Source organism: Methylobacterium sp. 142-1Y, assembly GCF_057747795.1.
In genome coordinates this window covers 4,640,289-4,659,868 of sequence record NZ_CM173224.1, presented here as the reverse complement: position 1 = coordinate 4,659,868, position 19,580 = coordinate 4,640,289, and the positions used below count along the sequence as shown (strand labels likewise).

The window sequence follows — 19,580 nt, the reverse complement described above, 5'->3', positions numbered from 1 at the left end:
CGCGAGGCCGTCAGGGAGCCGATCCCAGGGCCGCCGCCACCATCGCGCAGGCGGGATGACCGGTGCCGGCGACGAGGTCCGCCGCGACGGTCTGCTGCCAGACGAGGAAGCCGCTGCCGCCGCCGAGGTTGAGGATCGCCGAGCGCCCGGCCCGGGCGCGGCCCGCCTCGACGACGACCGAGAGGCGGAAGACCTGCCGGGGCGACGGGACCGGGCCGGCGGAGCCCGGCAGCGAGCGGATCGCCGAGGGGTTGGCCCGCCGCACCAGGGCGGCGAGGTCGAATCGGCCGCCCTCGTTGTAGACCGTCAGCACCGGTCGCAGGCGGGCGGCGATGGCGGGCGTCATCGAGGGCAGGCGGTCGATCTCGTCGATGCTGGCGAAGGGGGCGTTGCGCGGCCCCCAGGGCAGGCCCCGGGCGCGGTATTGCGGCAGTTCCGCCCCGCCATTGGGCTCCGGCGCGTCGTCCGGGTCGCGGTAATCGACGATCTCGGCGCCGAGCGCCAGTGCCTCCCGGTCCGACACCCCGAGGAGCCGGAAGGCCTCCTCCATCGCCGGGCGCGGGCTGCCGTTGAGGTCGATGAGCGTGCCCTGGTCCTGGAGCGACAGGAGCGCTCTGCGCCCCGGCGCCAGCGGGCAGGCGGTCACCGTGCCGTCCTCCGGCAGGCCGGCGCTGGACTGGCGATAGGTCCGGCCCAGATCGAGCCGGTAGGCGATCAGGCGGGCGATTCCGTCCGCCTCGCCCTGGAGCCGCACCGCCTCGGCCCGGGCCTGGGCGAGGCCGGTGGCGGAGCGCACCTGGAGGATCGCCGCCGCCAGCACCGCACCGACCACGATGAAGATCGCCAGCACCGACAGGAGCACGAAGCCGGCCTCGCCCTCGTCGGAGGGGGGCTCGCCCGGGGCGCTCACGGGCCGGAATCCAGGGCGATCACGAGGGGGGGCCATCGGCGGCTGTCTGCGGGAGGAAAGGCGACCTGGATCTCGACCAGCAGCGGCGGCCGGTCCGGCCGCGACCAGGCCGGCAGCCAGAGCGGCCGGGCGCCGCGGCTGGGCGCGCCGTAATAGCGAAGCGCGAGGCCGGCGATCCGCCCGAGGATCGCCTCGCTGCGCGGCATCAGGGGTTGCCCCGGCAGCGCCTCGGCCTCGCTGCGGCTCTCCAGGAGGTCGAAGGCCCCTGGCCCGCCGGGCACGCGTGCCAGGGTCACGGCGATTTCGGTCGGGCGCTCCAGCGTCTGGTCGGGGGCGAGCACCGCGACGAGCCCGTCCGGGCCCCCGCGCAGGGTCGGCCTCTTGCCGTCGGGGCGGCTCTGCGCCAGGCTGCCGAGGGTGCGCCGCAGGTGGTCGCGGACCGACTGCACCTCCTCGGTCCCCGCCGCCCGGGCCGCCGCGGCCGCGGCCCCGCCGGCGATCCGCACGGCGTTGAGCAGGAGCACGCCGATCAGCCCGGCGAGCGCCAGGCAGACCAGGGTCTCGACCAGGGTGAACCCGGCCTGCCGCGCTTCGGCGTCGGGCGGCTCCCGGCTCATTCCTGCCTCTCCGGGATCAGCGTCGCGTAGAGCGGCACCGTCGAGGCCCCCGTCACCCGCACCTGCCAGAGCGGCGGCACCCGGCCGAGGCCGAGGGCCGGGCGCAGGTCGGTGACGGCGAGCGTCCAGGGCGTGCCGTCCGAGAAGACGCCCCGCGCCAGGCCCGGCCGCAGCGGGCCCTCGGCGAGGCGGCGCAGGACGACGCCCTCCGCCTCGTCGGCCGCGACGCGGCGTGCCTCGATCCGCCGGACGGCCGCGGCCGCGGTGCCGGCGATCTGGAACGCCATGATCGTGGCGGCGGCGGCGATCCCGAACGCCACCAGCACCTCGACGGTGGTGAAGCCCTCCTCGTCCCGCGTGCCGGCGCGCCGGACGATCCGTCGGAGCCGCGCCGCGATGGCCTCCTTCATGGCCCGTCCTCCCGGCGCACCCGGCCGGTGAGCGCGCTGACCGAGAGGATCCGGCGCGCGCTCCCTGCGGCGAGCAGGATCCGTCCGCCGGTCGAGCTGCCGTCGGGCAGGAGGTGCAACTCGCCCGGCACCGGCCGGCCGACCGGGCCGGGCTCGACCGCGACCGACAGGCCGCCGACCGGGATCGGGACCGCGCCCGGGCGGGAGCTGAGGAAGAGCCGGGCCTGCGGCTCGAAGGCGAGACGCCCGGCCCGGCCCGTCCGGATCGCCTCGGCCCGCAGGCGGCCGATCTCGGCGGCGACGGTCTCGGAGACGAGCAGGGTGCGCCGATCGAGGGCGCCGGGGCCGAGGGACTGGAACGCGACCCCGGCGGCGAGGCCCAGGATCGCCATCGTCACCAGCATCTCGACGAGGGTGAACCCCGCCTCTCCCCCGCCCCTGCCGTCGCCGCCGCGCATCAGCCGGCCGGCCCGATCGGGAGGGCGGCGTGCAGGAGCGCGGCATGGAGGCCGAGCGCCAGGAACGGGCCGAACGGCAGGGCGGTCCCGCGCGAGACCGTCCGCCCGGCGAGCGCCATGAGCCCGACCGCGGCCAGCGCCGACAGGCTGGCCGCCAGGATCAGCACCGGCAGGCCGGACAACCCGGTCCAGGCGGCGGCCGCCGCGATGAACTTCACGTCGCCGAGGCCGAGTCCGATCCGGCCGCTCGCCCGGGCGTGCAGGGCGCGCAATCCCCCGAACAGCCCGTAGGCGAGGCAGGCCTCGGTGAGGCCGAGCCCGATCCCCGTCATCCCGTCCCGCCAGCCGGCCACAGCGAGGCCGAGGACCAGGAGCGCGAGGGTGAGCGCGTCCGGGATGATGCGGCGCCGCAGGTCGATCAGGCTCGCCGGCAGGGTCAGCGGCAGCGGCAGCAGGGCGGGCAGCACCGCGCCGGCAAGGAGCACGTCGGACATCAGGCGCGCCGGGGCGGGCGCGCCCGGGGCGCCGCCGGGGTGAGGGCGAGGATCCGGTCCGCGGGGATCCGCGCCGGGGCGGCCGGGCGCGCCGGCTCCACGGCCTCGGGCGGGGGCGTCACGGGCGGCGGCATGGCGGACGCCGCCGCCGCTTCGGCGACGGGCTCGACCGAGAGTGCCGCGGGCTCGGTCGAGCGGATCGCGGGTTCGGTCAGCCGTTCCGCCGGCGCGGGCGGCGGCACCGCCGCAGGTTCCCGGGCCGGCACGGAGGCCGGCGCCGAAGCGGCCCGCATCGCCTGGCGCACCGTCCATTCGCGCAGGTGCAGCCAGTAGAAATAGGCCGCCAGCGAGGCCGCCATGACGGCGCAGAGCCACAGGGCGAGGAGCAGGCCGGCGGGCACGACGCCGTTCAGCTCGCGCATCAGCCCGAGGGCGAAGGCGGTGTACCAGGACACGCCGGAGATCGCGCCGGAGACCAGGAAGATGCCGGTGCGCACGCCCGACACGCCGTCGAGCATCGGCCGGCGGATGTCGCGCAGCACCCCCGGCAGCACCATGGCGTGGATCAGCAGGCCGTTGACGGTCAGCACCGCCACGACGGCGATCTTCGCCAGGAGCTTCGGGTTGCCGAACTTCTCCGGCGATTCCACCGCGTAGACGGCGAGGAAGCCGAGCCCCGAGAGCCAGAGCAGGCCGAGGCCGACCGTGACGACCTTGCTGACGAACAGGAAGATGCGGGCGATCTCGCCCGGCAGGCTGCCCCAGCGCATCCAGCGCAGGATCCAGAAATCCAGCATCGTCGCGCCGCCGAGGCCGAAGGACAGCCCGATGAGGTGAACGGCGACGAGCAGCGTCAGCACGCGGATCGGCGGGAACGGTGCCGGCAGCGGGACGCTCAGCGGCTCTGCGGCGAGCGCGTTGCCGCCGAGGACGAGGAGGCCCGCGAGCGAGAGCCCGGCAATCCCCGACCCCGCGATCGCCGCCCCTGCGAGTCCCTGGCCGCGCCGGCGGCGGCCACCGGCGCGGGCCGCGTGGTCGGCTGAGCGGTTCATGCGTCTCCCCTGCCCTTCCCGTGGACCGAAAGGCTCTCGCCCCGAACGGCATGCCCCAAGGCCTCGCCTCACGCGGGCCGATCCTGGCCGGAATTGGATAACAAAGTCCGACTCCCGCGGCGGTCCGCCGCTCCGTCAGGACCGGCAGTGAGGGCTTCTTTACGAAGAGACGGCACCTTGCTGGGCGATTGTCCGTCTGCCCCGAGGCCGCACGATGCTCATCACAACCATGCCGGATCGCGGCGAGACGCGAGTGATACGAAATCCGGAAGATCACTTCCGGATTTCGTATCACGTGCCCGCGGCGGTGAAGCTTCGCTTCACACGCCGGAGCGAAGCCGATTTCCGCATCGCGAAGCGATCAGCCGGAAATCGTATGACTCCCTCCGAAGACCGGAGCGGGGGGCAGGCCGGCTTCTCCCTGGTCGAGCTCCTGGTCGTCCTGGCGATCATCGGCATGATCGCCACCATGGTGACGCCGCAGGTGCTCGGGTATCTCGGCCGCGCCAAGGGCGAGACGGCACGCATCCAGGTCAAGAACATCGCCCAGGCGGTCGAGCTCTACTATCTCGACCTCGGCGCCTATCCGACGTCGCAGCAGGGCCTGCAGGCCCTGGTGCAGCCGACCGGCGCGGGCTGGCGCGGCCCCTACGTGCGCGACGCCCGCGGCCTGACCGATCCCTGGGGCCACGCCTATCTCTACCGCTCGCCCGGAATGGCCGGCACCCCGTTCGAGGTCTACAGCCTGGGGGCCGACGGCAAGGCCGGCGGGACCGGCGACCAGGCCGACGTGGCGAGCAACTGATACGGGATCCGGAAGATCAATTCCGGATCCCGTATCATCAGCCCGCGCGGCGCCTGAGCGAAGCCGCTTTCCGCATCGCGAAGCGATCAATCGGAAAGCGTATGATACGGCGTCCGGACGATGCGGGCCCGCCCCCGTCGTCCGAAGCGCGTGCCATGTCTCCGGTTATGTATCCGGGTGACATTCCATGACCGTCCGGCAATCGATCGCGCGGCGTCGGCAGTCGGTCGCGCCGCCGGTGCGGTCTAGACCGGTCGTTTCCGCGGTCGATCCGGCCGGTTCGGTCCGGCGTTCATTGCCGACGTCATGCCGATCGGCCGGCCGGGCGTGGAATCGCTCCGGCCTGCTGCACGTGCAGGCTGCATATCCGGTCCGCGGACATGGCCGTAACCCGGTCTCCGCCCCGTCCTCAACCCCCCATTAACCATAGCTCTCCTAACGTTCGCTCCATCGACGAGCGGGTGATGGGGACGGCGGGGTGATGATCAAGGGTGCGCCTGTCCTCGCCCTGGCGCTCGCCTGCGGCTGGCCGCTGACCGCGAGCGCCGCCGAGCCCCTCGGGCCGTCCGATCCGCGGGACACCGGCGCCCTGGTGATGCGCGGCGACGACCGCCTGATCGGCGGCGAGGCCCCGGCCCGGGAGCCGATCGCGGGCGGACCGGTCAGCCTCAACCTCGTCGAGGTGCCGCTGCCGGTGGCCGCCAAGGCGGTCTTCGCCGACACGCTCGGCTGGGGCTACAGCCTGGACGAGCGCGCCTCCGGCACCATCACGCTCCAGACCGGCGGGCCGGTGAGCCGCGAGGCCCTGCTGCGGATGGTCGAGACCGCGCTCGCGAGCCGCGGCCTGTCCCTGCGCCGCCACGGCCGCAGCGTCCAGATCGTGCCCGCGGGCGGCGCGACCACCGAGGTCCGGCCGGTCCAGGGCGTCGGGGCCGAATCGGGGGCGGTCGCGGTGCCCCTGCGCTGGATCTCGGCCGCCGAGATGCAGGCGATCTTAAGCTCGGTGGCGCCGCGCGAGGTGGTGCTGCGGGCCGACCGGGCGCGCAACCTGCTGATCCTCTCCGGCGACGCCAACCAGATCCGGGTGCTGCGCCAGACCATCGCGGTGTTCGACGTCGACTGGATGCGCGGCATGTCGACCGCGATGGTGCCGTTGCGCAGCGCCAACCCGGTGGCGCTCGCCCGCGACCTGACCCAGATCTTCGGCGGCGAGACCGCCGGCACCGGCGACGTGATCCGCTTCATCCCCAACGAGGCGCTGAACGCGATCCTGGTGGTCAGTTCCCGCGCCGCCTATCTCGACCGCGCCCGGGCGCTGCTCGAACAGCTCGAGACCCTGGCCGCCGACCGCGAGCGCCAGCTCTTCGTCTACCGGATCCAGAACCGCTCCGCCAAGGAACTCGCCGCCGTGCTCCAGGGCGTGGTGATGTCGGAGATGGGCGGCGCCTACGGCATGTCCGGCATGGGCGGATATGGCGGCGGCATGAGCGGCGGCATGAGTGGCAGCTACGGGGGAGCGTCCGGCGGCTACGCCGCCATGGGCGGCGGCCTCGGCGGAATGGGCGGTTCCGGAGGTTTGGGCGCTGGGAGTTTGGGCGCCGGCGGCATGGGATCCGGCGGCATGGGATCCGGCGGCATGGGATCCGGCGGCATGGGCGCCGGGGTCCCGGGCAGCGGCGGGGGGCCGGGAGGCGGTTCGCCCTCGACCTCGGGCTGGGCCTCGGGCGGATCCGCCGGCGAGGCCGGGGCCGGCGGGGCGGGCCTCGGCGGCATGTCCGGCGGGCTCGGTGCCGGCGGAGGGGGCCTGTTCGGCGGTGGCTCCAGTGGCGGCGCCTATGGCGGGGGCGGCTATGGTGGCGGCTACGGCGGGGGCTTCGACACGACCTTCGCGGGCGGCGGCGCCGGGATGCGGCGCGACGCCATCGGCATCGTGGCGGACGACGCCAACAACAGCCTGGTGATCTCGGCGACGCGCAACCAGTACGACAAGATCCTGCGCATCCTCGGCCGCCTCGACGCGATGCCGACCCAGGTCCTGCTCGAGACGGTCATCGCCGAGGTGACACTCAACGACAGCCTGGCCTTCGGCGTGCAGTGGTTCCTCAAGAACCGCGGCGACCGCTTCAACCTCGCGAGCACCGACACCGACAAGGCGGCGGTGACGAACGGCACCGCGGGCCTGATCACCGCGGCGATGCGCGGGGTGCCGGGCTTCAACTACCTGCTCGCCGGGACCGACTTCAACGTGGTGCTCAACGCGCTCCAGGGCGTGACCCGGGTCAACGTGATCTCGTCGCCCAACATCACGGTGCTCGACAACCGCACCGCCAAGCTCCAGGTCGGCGACCAGGTGCCGATCATCAAGCAGACCGGCCAGAGCGCCCTCGTCGCCGGGGCGCCGATCCTCAACCAGATCGAGATGAAGGATACCGGCGTGATCCTGTCGGTCACGCCGCGGGTGAACAAGAACGGCCTCGTCGTGCTCGACATCAACCAGGAGGTCAGCGACGTGGTCCCGACCACGACCTCGACGATCGACTCGCCGACGATCCGCCAGCGCCGGGTCGCCACCAGCGTCGCGGTGCGGGACGGGCACAGCCTCGCCATCGGCGGCATGGTGCAGGAGAAGGCGCAGATCACCAACGAGAACCTGCCGGTCCTGAGCGACCTGCCGGTGATCGGCCCGGCCTTCCGCAATCGGGTCGACCAGCGGGTCCGGACCGAGCTCCTGGTCTTCATCCGCCCCCGGGTGATCCGCGGCACCGCCGAGGCCGACCGCATCGCCGAGGATTTCCGCCAGCAGTTCCGCACGATGATGCCGGTGCGCCCGGTCCTGCCGCCCCCGCCCCTGCCGGCGGCGCATCAGGGCCCGGAGGGAATCTTGCGGCGGATGCTGGATTGAGGGGGATGGTCTCGGTAGGGTCCGGGATCGAGAGAGACGCTCTCCTTTGACCTGCGACGGCCCCGAGCGTTAAGTCTCGAACAGACTATTTCGTGGTCGACGCTCCCCGCTGCGCAGGGTTGTTCGAGGACGATCCTCTTCGAAAATCAGGCGTGTGCCCCCCAGCCCTCACCGCCGCAAGGATGGCCCCGCCTCCGTCACCGGCTTCGCGCCCACGGGCCGCAGGGTCGTCGGGGTGCCCAGGAAGGTCGCGACATAGCGGCGCTCGCCTTGGACCAGGGTGACCTCGTCGCGCCCGACCGCGATGACCCGCCAGTCGCCCCGTCCCTCGCCGCGGGCGAGCCAGGCCTGGCTGCCGCTGCCGTCGTCGATCAGCACCCGGGCGACCGCGCCGTCGAGCAGGATGCCGCGCACCGTCAGGACCGGCCGCGGCGGATCGCCGAAGAGGATGTCGCGCGGGCCCCGGGCGGTCCAGGGACGCCGACCGGGATCGAAGAGCGGGCGCTGCAACGCGGTCTCGTCCGTCGGCGGCATCGCGGCCACCGCGCGGCGCGGCAGGGGCGCGGGCCCGCCATCGATCGGCCAGGCAAACGCCCCGAGCATCACGATGGCGGCGAGCCCGCAGGCGATGCGGGGTCCGCGCCCGGTCGCCGCCAGGGTCGCCCGCAGATGGGGGACGGTCCGTCTCACGGCGCGCTCCGTCACGGCGTGGTCTTGCTCACGGGATTGCTTTGGCGGCCGGGGCGGGCGGCAGCACGCCGCGGGCCGTGAGGGTCAGGCGCAGCACGGTCGCCCGCCCGATCTCGGGATCGGCCGGGCGCTCGACGCTGATCTCGGCCTCTTCCAGCACGACCAGCGGGATTCCGGTCTCGAGGGCGTCGAGCAGGCCGTGCAGGCCCTCCGCGGTGCCGCGTAAGGAGGCCGAGAGGCGCGGCAGCGTCGGTCGGCTCAGGTCCGGCTGGATCCCGGCCCCGTCGAATGCGACGCTCCGCTCCGCCACCAGCGCGGTGAGGCGGGACTGGAAGGCGGCGACGAGGCCGGCCTCGTCCGCAGCGCTCAAGGGCGCCGGCGCCGGGGGCGCGAGAGCGGCGGCCTGCGCCCGGGCCAGCCGGTCGCGGGCCATGGCGATGTCGTCCTGCGCCGCCAGCGCGTCGAGCACCGGCCCCGTCCCGAGGGCGGCGGCCAGCCCGAGACCGGCGAGGCCGAGGAGCAGCGGCCGCCCGGCGGCGGGCAGGACCGCCCTCACGGCCGGGCTCCCGCGACGCGGCGCGGCAGCGCGACGACGAGGTGCTGGCCGCCCTCGACGGGGGAGGATTGGCGCAGCTCCGGCGCGCCGAAACCCGGCAGGCGCGCCAAAGCCGCGAGGACCGCCGGCCCGTCGGGCGCCAGCAGGGTCAGCTCCATCCCCTCGCGGGTGAGGCGCAAGGACTGCGCCGAGGCCGTGTCCGGCAGGGCGGCCGCGACCGCATCCCAGATCCGCGCGAGCGGAAGGCCGCGCTCGGCCAGGATCGCGGCGGCGCCGGCCTGGACCGCGGGCGGAAGGCCGGAGGACGCCGCCCGGCGGGCGGTCGCGAAGGCGTCGTCGAGGGCGGCGAGCGTCGCCGCCTGGTGCTGGCGCAGGCCCAGGAAGGCGCCGAGGAGAAAGAGGCCGGTCGCCGCCACGAGAGCGAGGTTGCCGCTGCTGCGCAAGAGGCCCGGCAGGGCGTGGTGCCCGCTCGACAGGAGGTCGACCGGCATCGTCCGGTCCTCCGCCGGGCCGACCGCCACGACGCTCGCCGTCAGACCCGCCCCCGCCAAAGCCGCCAGCACGGGGCCGAGGCGGGCGCGCTTGAGCACGACGTGGCGCACCCGCAGGGTGCGGGTTTCCGGGTCTTCGCCCTCGACGTACCAGTCGCTGAAGACCTGATCGGCGCGGAACGGGGTCGCGGCCTCCAGTTCCTGCGCCAGCACCGCGCGCATCCGCGGCAGGGCGGCGCTCGGCAGGTCGAGGGTGCGGATGAAGCAGGCGGCGGGATCGACGACGACCTTCGCCCGACCCTCCGGCCGGCCGCCCCGGATGGCGGCGATCTGCTCAGGCAGGTCGTCGGCCTGGAGGTCGAGGCGGTAGGTCCGGTCGGGCCCGTCGCGCCGGTCGACGACCGTCAGGCCGGCCTCGTGCGGCGCCCCGAGCCGGAGCGTCAGCACGGCCGGCTCGCGGTCGGTGCGGGCCTCGGTCAGGCCGAGGAGATGGGAGGCGGCATCGACGCCCTGGCGCCACGAGGCTTCGAGCGACGAGAGGAGGCCCTTGGACGAGAGCAGGCCTGGAGACGAGGCGGATGGCGCACGCAAGACGGGTCGGCTCCGGCGCCCGCGCAGTCGTCGGGGGGCGTCGCGGACCGGTCTAACGCAGCGATATTTCCGTCCGCTTAAGGACGCCGCGCGAGAATGGCCCCGGCGGGGCGGCGCCGGATCCACTTCTCTCGTGTCTTCTCTGGGGCAGGACGATGCTGAGCATCTGGGCGGGCAAGACCCGGCCGCGGCGGGCGCGGGCCGACCGGCGCGACGCGGCCCGCAGCCGCACCGCGGACCTGCGCGCCTTCGTCGACCGGCTCGCCGAGAGCGAGGTGCTGGACGAAGCCGGCCACGAGCGGGCGCTCGCCGCCCTCGACGGGCCCGGGCGACGCCCCTTGCCCCTGCTGCTCACCGAACTCGGCCTCGTCCACGAGGCGACGCTCGTCACCGCCCTCTCGGAGGCGACCGGCCTGCCGATCCTGCGCCAGGAGGATCTGCCGGGCGAGCCGGTTCTGGCCGACCTGCTCTCGCCCGATTACTGCGCCCGCGCCCGGGTGCTGCCGCTCGCCGCCGAGCCCGACCGCCTCGTCGTCGCCCTCGTCGATCCGTTCGAGCCCGAGACCGGGCAGGCGCTGGAGCACCTCGTCGACCGGCGGGTGGCCTTCCGCCTCGTCGGCCCGGGCAGCTTCGAGCGGGCCCACCGCGCCGTCTACGGCGACGTCGCCGAGGAGGGCGAGGCGGGGAGCGACGACGACCTCGCGCGGCTCGCCGACGTGGCGAGCCAGGCGCCGATCGTCCGGCTCGCCGCCCGGCTGGTGCGCAAGGCCTTCGAACTGTCCGCCTCCGACATCCACCTGGAGGCGGAGGAAGCCGACATGCGGGTGCGCTACCGCGTGGACGGCGTGCTGGTCGAATCCGAGCGGCTGCCGAAATCGGTCCAGCTCGCGCTCACCACCCGCATCAAGATCCAGGCCGGCCTCAACATCGCCGAGCGGCGCCTGCCCCAGGACGGGCGCATGCAGGCCCCCGATCGCGGCCAGGAGGTCGACATCCGCGTCTCGACCCTGCCGACGGCCCATGGCGAGAGCGTGGTCCTGCGCGTCCTCGACGGCTCGCGCCGGGTCGAGGATTTCTCCGCGCTCGGCTTCGACGCGGCGGCGATCCAGGAGATCGCCGCGATGACGGGCCGGCCGAACGGCCTTGTCCTCGTCACCGGCCCGACCGGCTCGGGCAAGACCACGACGCTCTACGCGGCGCTCCGCCGGATCAACGGCCCCCACCTCAAGGTCGTCACCGTCGAGGATCCGGTCGAGTACCGGATGGCGGGGGTGAACCAGGTCCAGGCCCATCCGGGCATCGGCCTCGACTTCGCGGCGGCGCTCCGCTCGATCCTGCGCCAGGACCCGGACGTGGTGATGGTCGGCGAGATTCGCGACGGCGAGACCGCCCGCATCGCCGTGCAGGCGGCGCTGACCGGCCACCTCGTCATCTCGACGCTCCACACCAACTCCGCCCCCGCCACGGTGACCCGGCTGATGGACATGGGCATCGAGCCCTACCTCATCGCCGCGACCCTCAACGGCGTGGTGGCGCAACGCCTGGTGCGCCGGCTCTGCGGGGCCTGCGCCGAGGCCATTCCGGCGAGCCCGCAGGAGCGCCTGCGCCTCGGCGTCCCGGCCGACGCCCCCTTGAGCCTCAAGCGCGCCCGCGGCTGCCCGGCCTGCAACGGCACCGGCTATCGCGGCCGCATGGTCGCCTCGGAGATCATGACCCTCGACGGCGAGTTGCGCGGGCTCATCGCCACTCGCGCCGACGAGCAGACCCTGACCGACCGGGCCCGCAAAGCCGGCATGACGACGCTCGCCGACAGCGCCCGGGCGCGGGTGCTCGACGGCGACACCACCCTCGACGAGGTCGGGCGGGTGCTGGAAGGAACGCTGTAGATGCCGCGCTTTGCCTACAAGGCCTATGCCGCGGACGGGCGCTCCCGTGCCGGCCGGATCGAGGCCGAAACCCGCCAGCGCGCCGTGGCTTTGCTCCGCGCCGACGGGCTCCAGGTCTACGAGATCGCCCAGGCGGCGGCCGGCCCGGCGCCGTTCTGGCGCCGCGACCTCTTCGGGCGCGACCGCGTCAACGACGCCGCCCGCGTCGCGTTCCTGCGCGAGTTCGGCACCCTGGTCGGCGCCGGGCTCACGGTCGACAAGGCCTTGCGCCTCGTCGAGCGCCAGGCCGGGCCGGCGTTGAAGCCCGTCCTCTCCGACCTCCTGGAACGGGTCGTGGCCGGCGCCTCCCTGTCGCGGGCGATGGCGGCCCATCCGCAGGCCTTCCCGCGCGACATGGTCGACATCGTGCGTGCCGGCGAGGCCACCGGTACCCTCGTCGACGTGGTCGGCTCGCTCACCGCGTCGATCGAGCGCCGCGACGCGGTCAAGCGCCACCTGATCTCGGCGATGATCTACCCGGCGCTCCTCGTCGCGATGGCGATCGGTACCGTGGCGATGATCGTCGGCGTGCTGGTGCCGGCCTTGGCCCCGCTCTTCGAGGGCAGCGGCCAGGCGCCGCCCTTCGCGATCCGCGCCGCCGCCTGGCTCGGCGAGACGCTCTCGACGACCTGGCCGTTCCTCCTGGGCGGCCTCGCGCTCCTGATCCTGGGGCTTGCCCGGGCGTGGCGGACGCCCGGCTTCGCGGCGTCCCGCGCGCAACTGGCGCTCCGCCTGCCGCTGGTGCGCGAGATCGTGGTCGGCATCGAGTGCGGCCGGTTCTGCCGGGTGCTCGGCACCCTGCTGACTGCCGAGGTGCCGATCCCCGATGCGGTGGCGGCGACGCGGCCGCTCGCCGGCAACCGGGTGTTTCGCCATGCCCTCGACGAGGCCGGACGGCGGCTGGCGGAAGGCGGCAGCCTCGCTTCCGGTCTGTCCTCGCTCAAGCCCTATGCCGCCTCGACCCTGAATCTCATCGCGAGCGGCGAGCAGGTGAACCGCCTCGGCAGCGTGCTGATCCACGCCGCCGAGATGCACGAGACCGAGACCCGCCAGCGCATCGACCGGCTGCTCGCCCTGCTCACCCCCCTGGTGACCGTGGCGATCGGCGGGCTGATCGGCGGGCTGATCATCTCGGTGATGGGGGCGATCCTGAGCGTGGGGCAATTGACGCAGTAGGGCGGTGGATCGAAGCCGGGCCCCCGGGCGTTGGCCGCGCTCCTGCCCCCGGGAGCGCCGTGCGTGTCCGCCGATCGTCGACAAGTCCTGATTCCGTTCGCCGCCCTTGCCCTCGCGACGGTCCCCACCGTCGCGCTCGCGCAAGGACGTCCCTCGACGCTCGCGATGACCTGCGGCCAAGCGCGGGGCTTTCTCGCCGCGCAAGGGGCGGCGGTGCTCGGCACCGGCGGCTACGCCTATGACCGCTTCGTGCGCGACCGCAGCTTCTGCGAGCCGACGCAGATTACGAAGAACGCCTTCGTGCCGACCCGCGACACGCCGGAATGCCTCGTCGGCTATCGCTGCATCGAGCCGGGCCGCAACTGGTTCGACGACGAATAGGGCGAACAGAGGAGAGCGGCCTCGCCCCCGGCTCAGGTGCGGGGGGAGGCCGGATCCGCGTCAGCCCTTCGCCAGCAGCGCCTCGATCTCCTGCTTGAGCGCGTCGCGCAGCTCCGGCCGCTCCAGGCCGTAGGCGAGGTTGGCGACCAGGAAGCCGAGCTTCGAGCCGGTGTCGTAGGTCTTGCCGCGATAGTGCATGCCGTAGAACTTCTGCGTCTCCGACAGGCGCTTCATGCCGTCGGTGAGCTGGATCTCGCCGCCCGCCCCGCGCTCGCCGCGCTCGAGGATCGAGAAGATCTCCGGCTGGAGGATGTAGCGGCCCGAGATGATGTAGTTCGACGGCGCGGTGCCCTTCGCCGGCTTCTCCACCATGCCGGTGATCTCGAAGGTGTCGCCGTATTCCTGGCCGACGCTGACGATGCCGTACTGGTGGGTCTGGTCGGGGGCGACCTCCTCGACGGCGATGATGTTGCCGCCGTGCTGCTCGTAGGCCTTGAGCATCTGCACCATGCTGCCGCGGCTGAGCATGTCGGGCAGGATCACCGCGAAGGGCTCGTCGCCGACGATCTCGCGGGCGCACCACACCGCGTGGCCGAGGCCGAGCGGTTCCTGCTGGCGGGTGAAGCTGGTCTGGCCGGCGGCGGGCAGGTCCTTCTTCAGAGCCTCGTAGGCCTCCGTCTTGCCGCGCTCCTGCAGCGTGCGGTCGAGCTCGTAGGACATATCGAAATGGTCCTCGATCACCGCCTTGCCGCGGCCGGTGACGAAGATGAAATGTTCGATTCCCGCCTCCCGGGCCTCGTCGACCACGTGCTGGACCACCGGACGATCGACGACCGTCAGCATCTCCTTGGGCACCGCCTTGGTCGCCGGCAGGAAACGGGTGCCGAGACCGGCGACCGGGAGGACGGCTTTGCGAATGCGTTTCATCGTGCGTGATCCAGTGAACACCGAGGAGCTGCCGGACCGCCCGGCGGGGACGGCCATCCCCGGGCATCTCACGCCCGGCGGACATCCTCCCCCGGGCACCCTTGCCACCGGACAGCTTAATTGACGCTGAAGCATTGCGGGATATGGATCAACCCGTCTCACGCCGGGGAGCGGACGGAATGGCGGTACTTGTCACGGGTGGCGCGGGCTATATCGGCAGCCACATGGTGCTCGCCCTGATCGACGCCGGACACGAGGAAGTCGTGGTCCTCGACGATCTCTCCACCGGCTTCGATTGGGCGCTGCCGCCGGAAGTCACGCTGGTGCGCGGCGACGTCGCCGACCAGACCTTGGTGGCCGAGACCATCCGCCGGCACAAGATCGACGCGCTCGCGCACTTCGCCGCCAAGATCGTGGTGCCGGATTCGGTCTCCGATCCCCTCGGTTATTACCTCGCCAACACGGTCAAGTCGCGCGCGCTGATCGAGGCGGCGATCGGCGCGGGCGTGCGCCACGTGATCTTCTCCTCGACCGCCGCGGTCTACGGCGAGCCGTCGGTCGTGCCGGTGCCCGAGGACCTGACGCCGAACCCGATCAACCCCTATGGCCGCTCGAAGCTGATGACCGAGTGGATGCTGGAGGACGCCGCCCGCGCCCACGGCATCAGCACCGTGGTGTTGCGCTACTTCAACGTGGCGGGCGCCGATCCGCGCGGGCGTTCGGGCCAGTCGACCCCCAACGCCACCCATCTCATCAAGGTCGCCACGCAAGCCGCCCTCGGCAAGCGCGGCCAGCTGGAAGTGTTCGGCACCGACTATCCGACCCCGGACGGCTCGTGCCTGCGCGACTACATCCAGGTCTCCGACCTGGCGCAAGCCCACCTCGTCGCGCTCAACCACCTGCGCGGAGGGGGGACAAGCCTGACGCTCAATTGCGGCTACGGCCGCGGCTATTCGGTGCTGGAGGTGATCGACGTGGTGAAGTCGGTCTCCGGCGTCGATTTCCCGGTCAAGCTGTCGCCGCGCCGGGCCGGCGACCCGTCGCGGATCGTCGCCGGAGCCGACCGGATCCGGGCCGAACTCGGCTGGGTGCCGCAGCACGACGACCTGCGCGAGATCGTCACCCAGGCGCTGGCCTGGGAAGAGGCTCTGGGCCGGCGCAACCGGGTCTGATCGATGCCCCAGACCCGGTTCGTCCTGCGCAGCGTTCTGGCCCTCGGCGCCGTCCTGGTCCTCGCCGCGCCCGTCGGCGCGGGCGATTTCCGGGCCTTCGTCGAGGAATTATGGCCGGCGGCCCAATCGCGAAAGGTGTCGCGGGCGACCTTCGACGCCGCGTTCCGGGGCGTCACCCCGGACCCGGCGGTGCTGGCGCGCCTGCGCCGCCAGGGCGAGTTCGGCCGCCCGGTCTGGGAGTACCTGACCGGCGCCGTCTCGCCCGGCCGCATCGCCCGCGGACGGGCGGAAGCCGCGCGCCGCGCCGAGACCCTGGCGGCGATCGAGGCGCAGTATGGCGTGCCCGGCCCGGTCCTGCTCGCCTTCTGGGGCATCGAATCGGATTTCGGCGCCAGCGCCGGCACGATGCCGGTGATCCGGGCGCTCGCCACCCTGGCCGAGGCGCGCCATCGCGGCGAGCTTTTTCGCGATGAACTCCTGGCCGCTCTGGAGATCCTCGAGCACCACGACGTGACGCCGGAGCGGATGCGCGGCTCCTGGGCCGGCGCGATGGGCCAGACGCAGTTCCTGCCCTCGGCCTACCTGAAGGCGGCGGTTGATTTCGACGGCGACGGGCGGCGCGACATCTGGGATTCGGCGCCGGACGCGCTCGCCTCGATCGCGCATTTCCTCAACCAGGCCGGCTGGCGCCGCGACCTGCCCTGGGGCGTCGCCGTGACCCTGCCGGCAGGGTTCGACCTCGCGCGCTACCGCGGACCGCTCGCAGACTTCGCCGGCCGCGGCGTGCGGACCCTCGACGGCGCGCCCCTGCCCGATCAGGGCGAGGCGAGCCTGTTCCTGCCTGGCGGCGTCGGCGGGCCGGCCTTCCTGATCACCGCCAATTTCGAGGCGATCCGCGCCTACAACACCTCGGATTCCTACGCGCTCGCGGTCGGCCACTTCTCCGACCGGATCGCCGGCGGACCGCCGCTCGCCGCGCCCTGGCCGACCGGGCCGCGCCTCGACCAGGCCGGGCTCACCGCGCTCCAGCGCGGGCTCTCCGCCCGCGCGCTCTACGACGGCCCGTTCGACGGAAGGGCCGGCCCCAAGCTCCGCGAGGCGGTGCGGCGCTACCAGATCGCCGCCGGTCTGCCGGCGGACGGCTACGCCACCCCTGCCCTGCTGGAGCACGTGAAGGCGCGCTGATCGTCCGAGGGCCTGTTCGATCGAGGGGACCGACCTTGAACCCTCCATCGTCATCCTGGGCCCCGGCGCAGCCGGGAGCCCGGGATCCAGAGCCGCCGACGTGGAAGGGAAAGGCGGTACGCATTCCGCTTCATCCTGCATCGTCAGCGGTTATGGCTCCCGGGTTCCGCTGCGCGGCCCCAGGATGATGGGGTGAGGTGGCGATGTCGGTGCCAGATCGACGGGTGCACCCGATCGAACACGCTCCGAGGCCTCGTGAAGCCTCGATCCTCATGGACAAGCGGGGCCGGCTTCCCCAGGATCCGCCGCGACGAAGGAGACACGCACATCATGGCTCACGCATTGGGCGCGCCGGCCGGCGAGCGGATTCCGGACGGCCTCAACCAGCCCGACCTCGCCGGGCCCGAGGTGCGCCGCGCCAAGGAGGATCTGGCGGCCTGCTTCCGCATGGCGGCGCGCCACGGCCTCGAAGAGGGCATCTGCAACCACTTCTCGGCGATGGTGCCGGGCTACGACGACCTCTTCCTCGTCAACCCCTACGGCTACGCCTTCGCGGAACTGACCGCCTCGAAGCTCCTGGTCTGCGACTTCCACGGCAACGTCGTCTCCGGCGAGGGCCAGCCGGAGGCCACCGCCTTCTACATCCATGCCCGCCTGCACCAGCGCATCCCGCGGGCGCGGGTGGCGTTCCACACCCACATGCCTTACGCCACCGCCCTCTCGATGACCGAGGGCGATCCGCTGATCTTCGCCGGGCAGACCTCGCTCAAGTTCTACGGCCGCACCGCCTTCGACCGGAACTACAACGGGCTCGCCCTCGATTCCGCCGAGGGCGACCGCATCGCCGACAGCGTCGGCGAGGCCGACATCGTGTTCATGAAGAACCACGGCGTGATGGTGCTCGCCCCCACCATCGCGGAGGCCTGGGACGACCTCTACTACCTGGAGCGTGCCGCGGAGGTGCAGGTGCTCGCCCTCTCGACCGGCCGCTCGGTCCTGCCGGTCGCGTCCGCCATCGCCGAGGCGGCCTCCCGCCAGATGCGCGAGGGCGATCCGGAATCGGCCCGCCTCCACCTCGCCTCGATCCGCCGGCGGCTCGACCGGGAGGAGCCGGATTACGCGGAGTGATCCTGGCGGGGCGCCGGGGCCAGCATCCACAGGGCGATGACCGCCAGCACCCCGGCGCTCATCCCGTGCAGGGCCACCTGCCACCAGGCCGCCGTGCCGGCGGACAGGATGAGGGCGAGGTCGCAGGCCGGGATCGCGAGGCTTCCCGCCAGCACGATCATCACGGCGCGCCGGGTCGAGAGCAGGCCGAGGCCGGCGAGATGGAGCGCCAGGGCTGCGTCCCGCGCGCCGATCGCCCTGAGATAAGTCCGGCCGATCCCTTCGGGCTCCGGCACGCCGTAGATCAGCGCGCCGAGCGCGGGCGCCGCCAGGAAGACGCCGCCCAGCGCCAGAAAGACCAGCGCCATGGCCAGCACGATCCAGAGGCGCAGGTCGGAGGGGGAGAGGCGGCCGTCTCCGGTCGCGAGGTGTCGTCGGTCCATGCCGCCGGCATGCCCGAAGGCGCGGGCCGGTGCCTTCACCTGGGTTGAGAGTCTGTTTCACCGATCGACATGGCCCATCCCGCCCGCACCTCGGGATGAGGTCGCGGGTGGGATGGAAGTGCGCTCTGCGGTGCAGGTCGGTCAGAGTTCCAGAATCGCCTTGATCACCCCCGCCTCCGGCCGCAGCCAGTCGCGAAAGAGCTCCGGCCCGTCGGCCAGCGCGCCGCGATGGGTGCGGAGCGCCTGGGTCGGCACCCGGCCGGCCTGCATCTGGCGCACCACCTCGGCGAAATCGTCGGGCTGGGCGTTGCGGCTGGCGAACAGGGTGGTCTCGCGCTTGTGGAACTCGGGGTCCGAGAACACGATGTCGTCGCGCACCACGCTCACCAGCACGTAGCGCCCGCCATGGCCGACGAAGCCGAAGCCGCGCTGCATCGCGGCGCGGTTGCCGGTGCAGTCGATCACGCAATCGTAGAAGTCGCCGGACGTGGCGGCGCCCGCCTTCGCCTCGGCCTCGTCGTTGGCGAGAAGCAGCGCGTCGGCGCCGAGCGAAGCTTGCGTGAAGGCCAGCCGGTCCTCGCGCAGGTCCATGACGGTGACGTGGGCGCCGCGCGCCTTGGCGAAGATCACCGCCGACATGCCGATCGGCCCGGACCCGACCACCAGCACCCGATCCCCGGCCGCGATGCCGCCGCGCTTCACCCCGTGGGCGCCGATCGCCAGGAACTCGATCATCGCGGCATCGTCGAGCGGGGTATCACCCACCGGCACCACGTTCTGCGCCGGCACGCTGATCAACTCGGCCATGCCGCCGTCGCAATGGACGCCGAGCACGCTGATGTTCTGGCAGGCATTGGTGACGCCCTTGCGGCAGGCGACGCAGTGTCCGCAGGAGAGATACGGCACGACATAGCAGTTCTGGCCTGCCGTGAGGCCGCTGCCGGCCGGCGCCTGCTCGATCGTTCCGGAGAGCTCGTGGCCCATCACCCGCGGATATTGCAGGAACGGGTGCTTGCCCTGGTAGATGTGGAAATCCGTGCCGCAGATGCCGACCCGGCGGATGCGCACCAGCGCCTCGCCCTCGGCCGGGACCGGCTCCGGCCGCTCGGTCAGCCGCAGCCGGCCCGGCTCGTCGCAGAGGAGCACCTTCATGGGATGGGTCTTTCGAGGGTAGAGATTTGGGAAAGGGCTGGTGGTGCGAAGATGAGGCTTCTCCCCTCCCCCTTGTGGGGAGGGGTGAGGGGGTGGGGGTGGTGCCGGATAAGGCTCAGCGGTGCCTTCTGCACCA

The 19,580-nt window shown here is 73.0% G+C and carries 20 protein-coding genes; 8 read left to right on the top strand and 12 right to left on the bottom strand.

The genetic code is table 11. The features are described 5' to 3' along the window. Nucleotides 1-10 precede the first annotated feature (10 nt). The 6 genes from AC3AOF_RS21310 to AC3AOF_RS21285 are packed head-to-tail and all read right to left on the bottom strand — an operon-like array spanning nucleotide 11 to nucleotide 3,941. A complete protein-coding gene (locus AC3AOF_RS21310) occupies nucleotides 11-910 on the bottom strand; it encodes a type II secretion system minor pseudopilin (RefSeq protein ID WP_488346423.1) in 900 nt (299 codons plus the stop codon). Continuing rightward, complete coding sequence (locus AC3AOF_RS21305; protein ID WP_236988989.1) at nucleotides 907-1,527, bottom strand: prepilin-type N-terminal cleavage/methylation domain-containing protein; 621 nt, start codon at nucleotides 1,525-1,527, stop codon at nucleotides 907-909. The genes AC3AOF_RS21310 and AC3AOF_RS21305 overlap by 4 nt, the downstream gene beginning before the upstream one ends. Continuing rightward, the gene (locus AC3AOF_RS21300; protein WP_236988990.1) at nucleotides 1,524-1,937 is read right to left on the bottom strand and encodes a type II secretion system protein; all 414 of its coding nucleotides are present in this window, start codon (nucleotides 1,935-1,937) and stop codon (nucleotides 1,524-1,526) included. Before AC3AOF_RS21300 ends, AC3AOF_RS21305 begins: the two co-directional genes overlap by 4 nt. Continuing rightward, nucleotides 1,934-2,395, bottom strand: coding sequence for a pilus assembly FimT family protein (locus tag AC3AOF_RS21295; protein ID WP_236988991.1), 462 nt, complete (start codon nucleotides 2,393-2,395; stop codon nucleotides 1,934-1,936). The genes AC3AOF_RS21300 and AC3AOF_RS21295 overlap by 4 nt, the downstream gene beginning before the upstream one ends. After that, nucleotides 2,395-2,889, bottom strand: a complete 495-nt coding sequence (locus tag AC3AOF_RS21290; protein WP_236988992.1) for a prepilin peptidase — start codon at nucleotides 2,887-2,889, stop codon at nucleotides 2,395-2,397. The genes AC3AOF_RS21295 and AC3AOF_RS21290 overlap by 1 nt, the downstream gene beginning before the upstream one ends. Next, on the bottom strand, nucleotides 2,889-3,941 hold the full coding sequence (locus AC3AOF_RS21285; protein WP_236988993.1) for a hypothetical protein: 1,053 nt from the start codon (nucleotides 3,939-3,941) through the stop codon (nucleotides 2,889-2,891). The genes AC3AOF_RS21290 and AC3AOF_RS21285 overlap by 1 nt, the downstream gene beginning before the upstream one ends. 376 nt (nucleotides 3,942-4,317) lie before the next feature. Between AC3AOF_RS21285 and gspG the strand changes: the two genes are divergently transcribed. Next, on the top strand, nucleotides 4,318-4,746 hold the full coding sequence (gene gspG / locus AC3AOF_RS21280; RefSeq protein WP_236988994.1) for a type II secretion system major pseudopilin GspG: 429 nt from the start codon (nucleotides 4,318-4,320) through the stop codon (nucleotides 4,744-4,746). A gap of 481 nt (nucleotides 4,747-5,227) precedes the next feature. Further along, the gene (gene gspD, locus AC3AOF_RS21275; RefSeq protein ID WP_488346422.1) at nucleotides 5,228-7,648 is read left to right on the top strand and encodes a type II secretion system secretin GspD; all 2,421 of its coding nucleotides are present in this window, start codon (nucleotides 5,228-5,230) and stop codon (nucleotides 7,646-7,648) included. A 168-nt stretch (nucleotides 7,649-7,816) separates the two neighbouring features. Here the strand turns inward: gspD and AC3AOF_RS21270 are convergent, their stop codons facing one another. From AC3AOF_RS21270 to AC3AOF_RS21260, 3 genes are read right to left on the bottom strand one after another with little or no spacing between them, the layout of a single operon-like run. Beyond that, nucleotides 7,817-8,338, bottom strand: a complete 522-nt coding sequence (locus AC3AOF_RS21270) for a hypothetical protein (protein ID WP_236988996.1) — start codon at nucleotides 8,336-8,338, stop codon at nucleotides 7,817-7,819. Nucleotides 8,339-8,366: 28 nt separating this feature from the next. Next, complete coding sequence (locus tag AC3AOF_RS21265; protein WP_488346421.1) at nucleotides 8,367-8,894, bottom strand: GspMb/PilO family protein; 528 nt, start codon at nucleotides 8,892-8,894, stop codon at nucleotides 8,367-8,369. Further along, entirely contained in the window at nucleotides 8,891-9,976 is a 1,086-nt protein-coding gene (locus AC3AOF_RS21260) for a hypothetical protein (RefSeq protein WP_488346420.1), read from the bottom strand. Before AC3AOF_RS21260 ends, AC3AOF_RS21265 begins: the two co-directional genes overlap by 4 nt. A gap of 155 nt (nucleotides 9,977-10,131) precedes the next feature. On the opposite strand from AC3AOF_RS21260, the gene AC3AOF_RS21255 reads away from it, so the two are divergent. The 3 genes from AC3AOF_RS21255 (at nucleotide 10,132) to AC3AOF_RS21245 (ending at nucleotide 13,458) form a co-directional block, all read left to right on the top strand. Beyond that, a complete protein-coding gene (locus AC3AOF_RS21255; protein WP_488346419.1) occupies nucleotides 10,132-11,862 on the top strand; it encodes a GspE/PulE family protein in 1,731 nt (576 codons plus the stop codon). Beyond that, complete coding sequence (locus tag AC3AOF_RS21250; RefSeq protein ID WP_488346418.1) at nucleotides 11,863-13,077, top strand: type II secretion system F family protein; 1,215 nt, start codon at nucleotides 11,863-11,865, stop codon at nucleotides 13,075-13,077. It begins immediately after the preceding gene. Nucleotides 13,078-13,140: 63 nt separating this feature from the next. After that, nucleotides 13,141-13,458, top strand: coding sequence for a hypothetical protein (locus AC3AOF_RS21245; protein WP_488346417.1), 318 nt, complete (start codon nucleotides 13,141-13,143; stop codon nucleotides 13,456-13,458). A 60-nt stretch (nucleotides 13,459-13,518) separates the two neighbouring features. Here AC3AOF_RS21245 and galU read toward each other — a convergent pair whose 3' ends face one another. Continuing rightward, complete coding sequence (gene galU, locus AC3AOF_RS21240) at nucleotides 13,519-14,385, bottom strand: UTP--glucose-1-phosphate uridylyltransferase GalU (RefSeq protein ID WP_236989001.1); 867 nt, start codon at nucleotides 14,383-14,385, stop codon at nucleotides 13,519-13,521. A 179-nt stretch (nucleotides 14,386-14,564) separates the two neighbouring features. Here galU and galE point away from each other — a divergent pair, with 179 nt between their 5' ends. The 3 genes from galE to AC3AOF_RS21225 all read left to right on the top strand — a co-directional run bounded on the left by galE (nucleotide 14,565) and on the right by AC3AOF_RS21225 (nucleotide 17,870). Then, a complete protein-coding gene (galE, locus tag AC3AOF_RS21235) occupies nucleotides 14,565-15,557 on the top strand; it encodes a UDP-glucose 4-epimerase GalE (protein WP_236989002.1) in 993 nt (330 codons plus the stop codon). Between the two features lie 3 nt (nucleotides 15,558-15,560). Next, nucleotides 15,561-16,742 (top strand): lytic murein transglycosylase, encoded by a 1,182-nt coding sequence (locus AC3AOF_RS21230; RefSeq protein ID WP_236989003.1) that lies wholly within the window; start codon nucleotides 15,561-15,563, stop codon nucleotides 16,740-16,742. Nucleotides 16,743-17,072: 330 nt separating this feature from the next. Further along, a complete protein-coding gene (locus AC3AOF_RS21225) occupies nucleotides 17,073-17,870 on the top strand; it encodes an aldolase (protein WP_236989004.1) in 798 nt (265 codons plus the stop codon). On the opposite strand, the gene AC3AOF_RS21220 is transcribed toward AC3AOF_RS21225, so the two are convergent. Both AC3AOF_RS21220 and AC3AOF_RS21215 read right to left on the bottom strand, forming a co-directional pair. Next, a complete protein-coding gene (locus AC3AOF_RS21220; protein WP_488346416.1) occupies nucleotides 17,858-18,331 on the bottom strand; it encodes a DUF4267 domain-containing protein in 474 nt (157 codons plus the stop codon). The genes AC3AOF_RS21225 and AC3AOF_RS21220 overlap by 13 nt on opposite strands. A 102-nt stretch (nucleotides 18,332-18,433) precedes the next feature. After that, nucleotides 18,434-19,444 (bottom strand): zinc-binding alcohol dehydrogenase family protein, encoded by a 1,011-nt coding sequence (locus AC3AOF_RS21215; protein WP_488346415.1) that lies wholly within the window; start codon nucleotides 19,442-19,444, stop codon nucleotides 18,434-18,436. Between the last annotated feature and the right edge of the window lie 136 nt (nucleotides 19,445-19,580).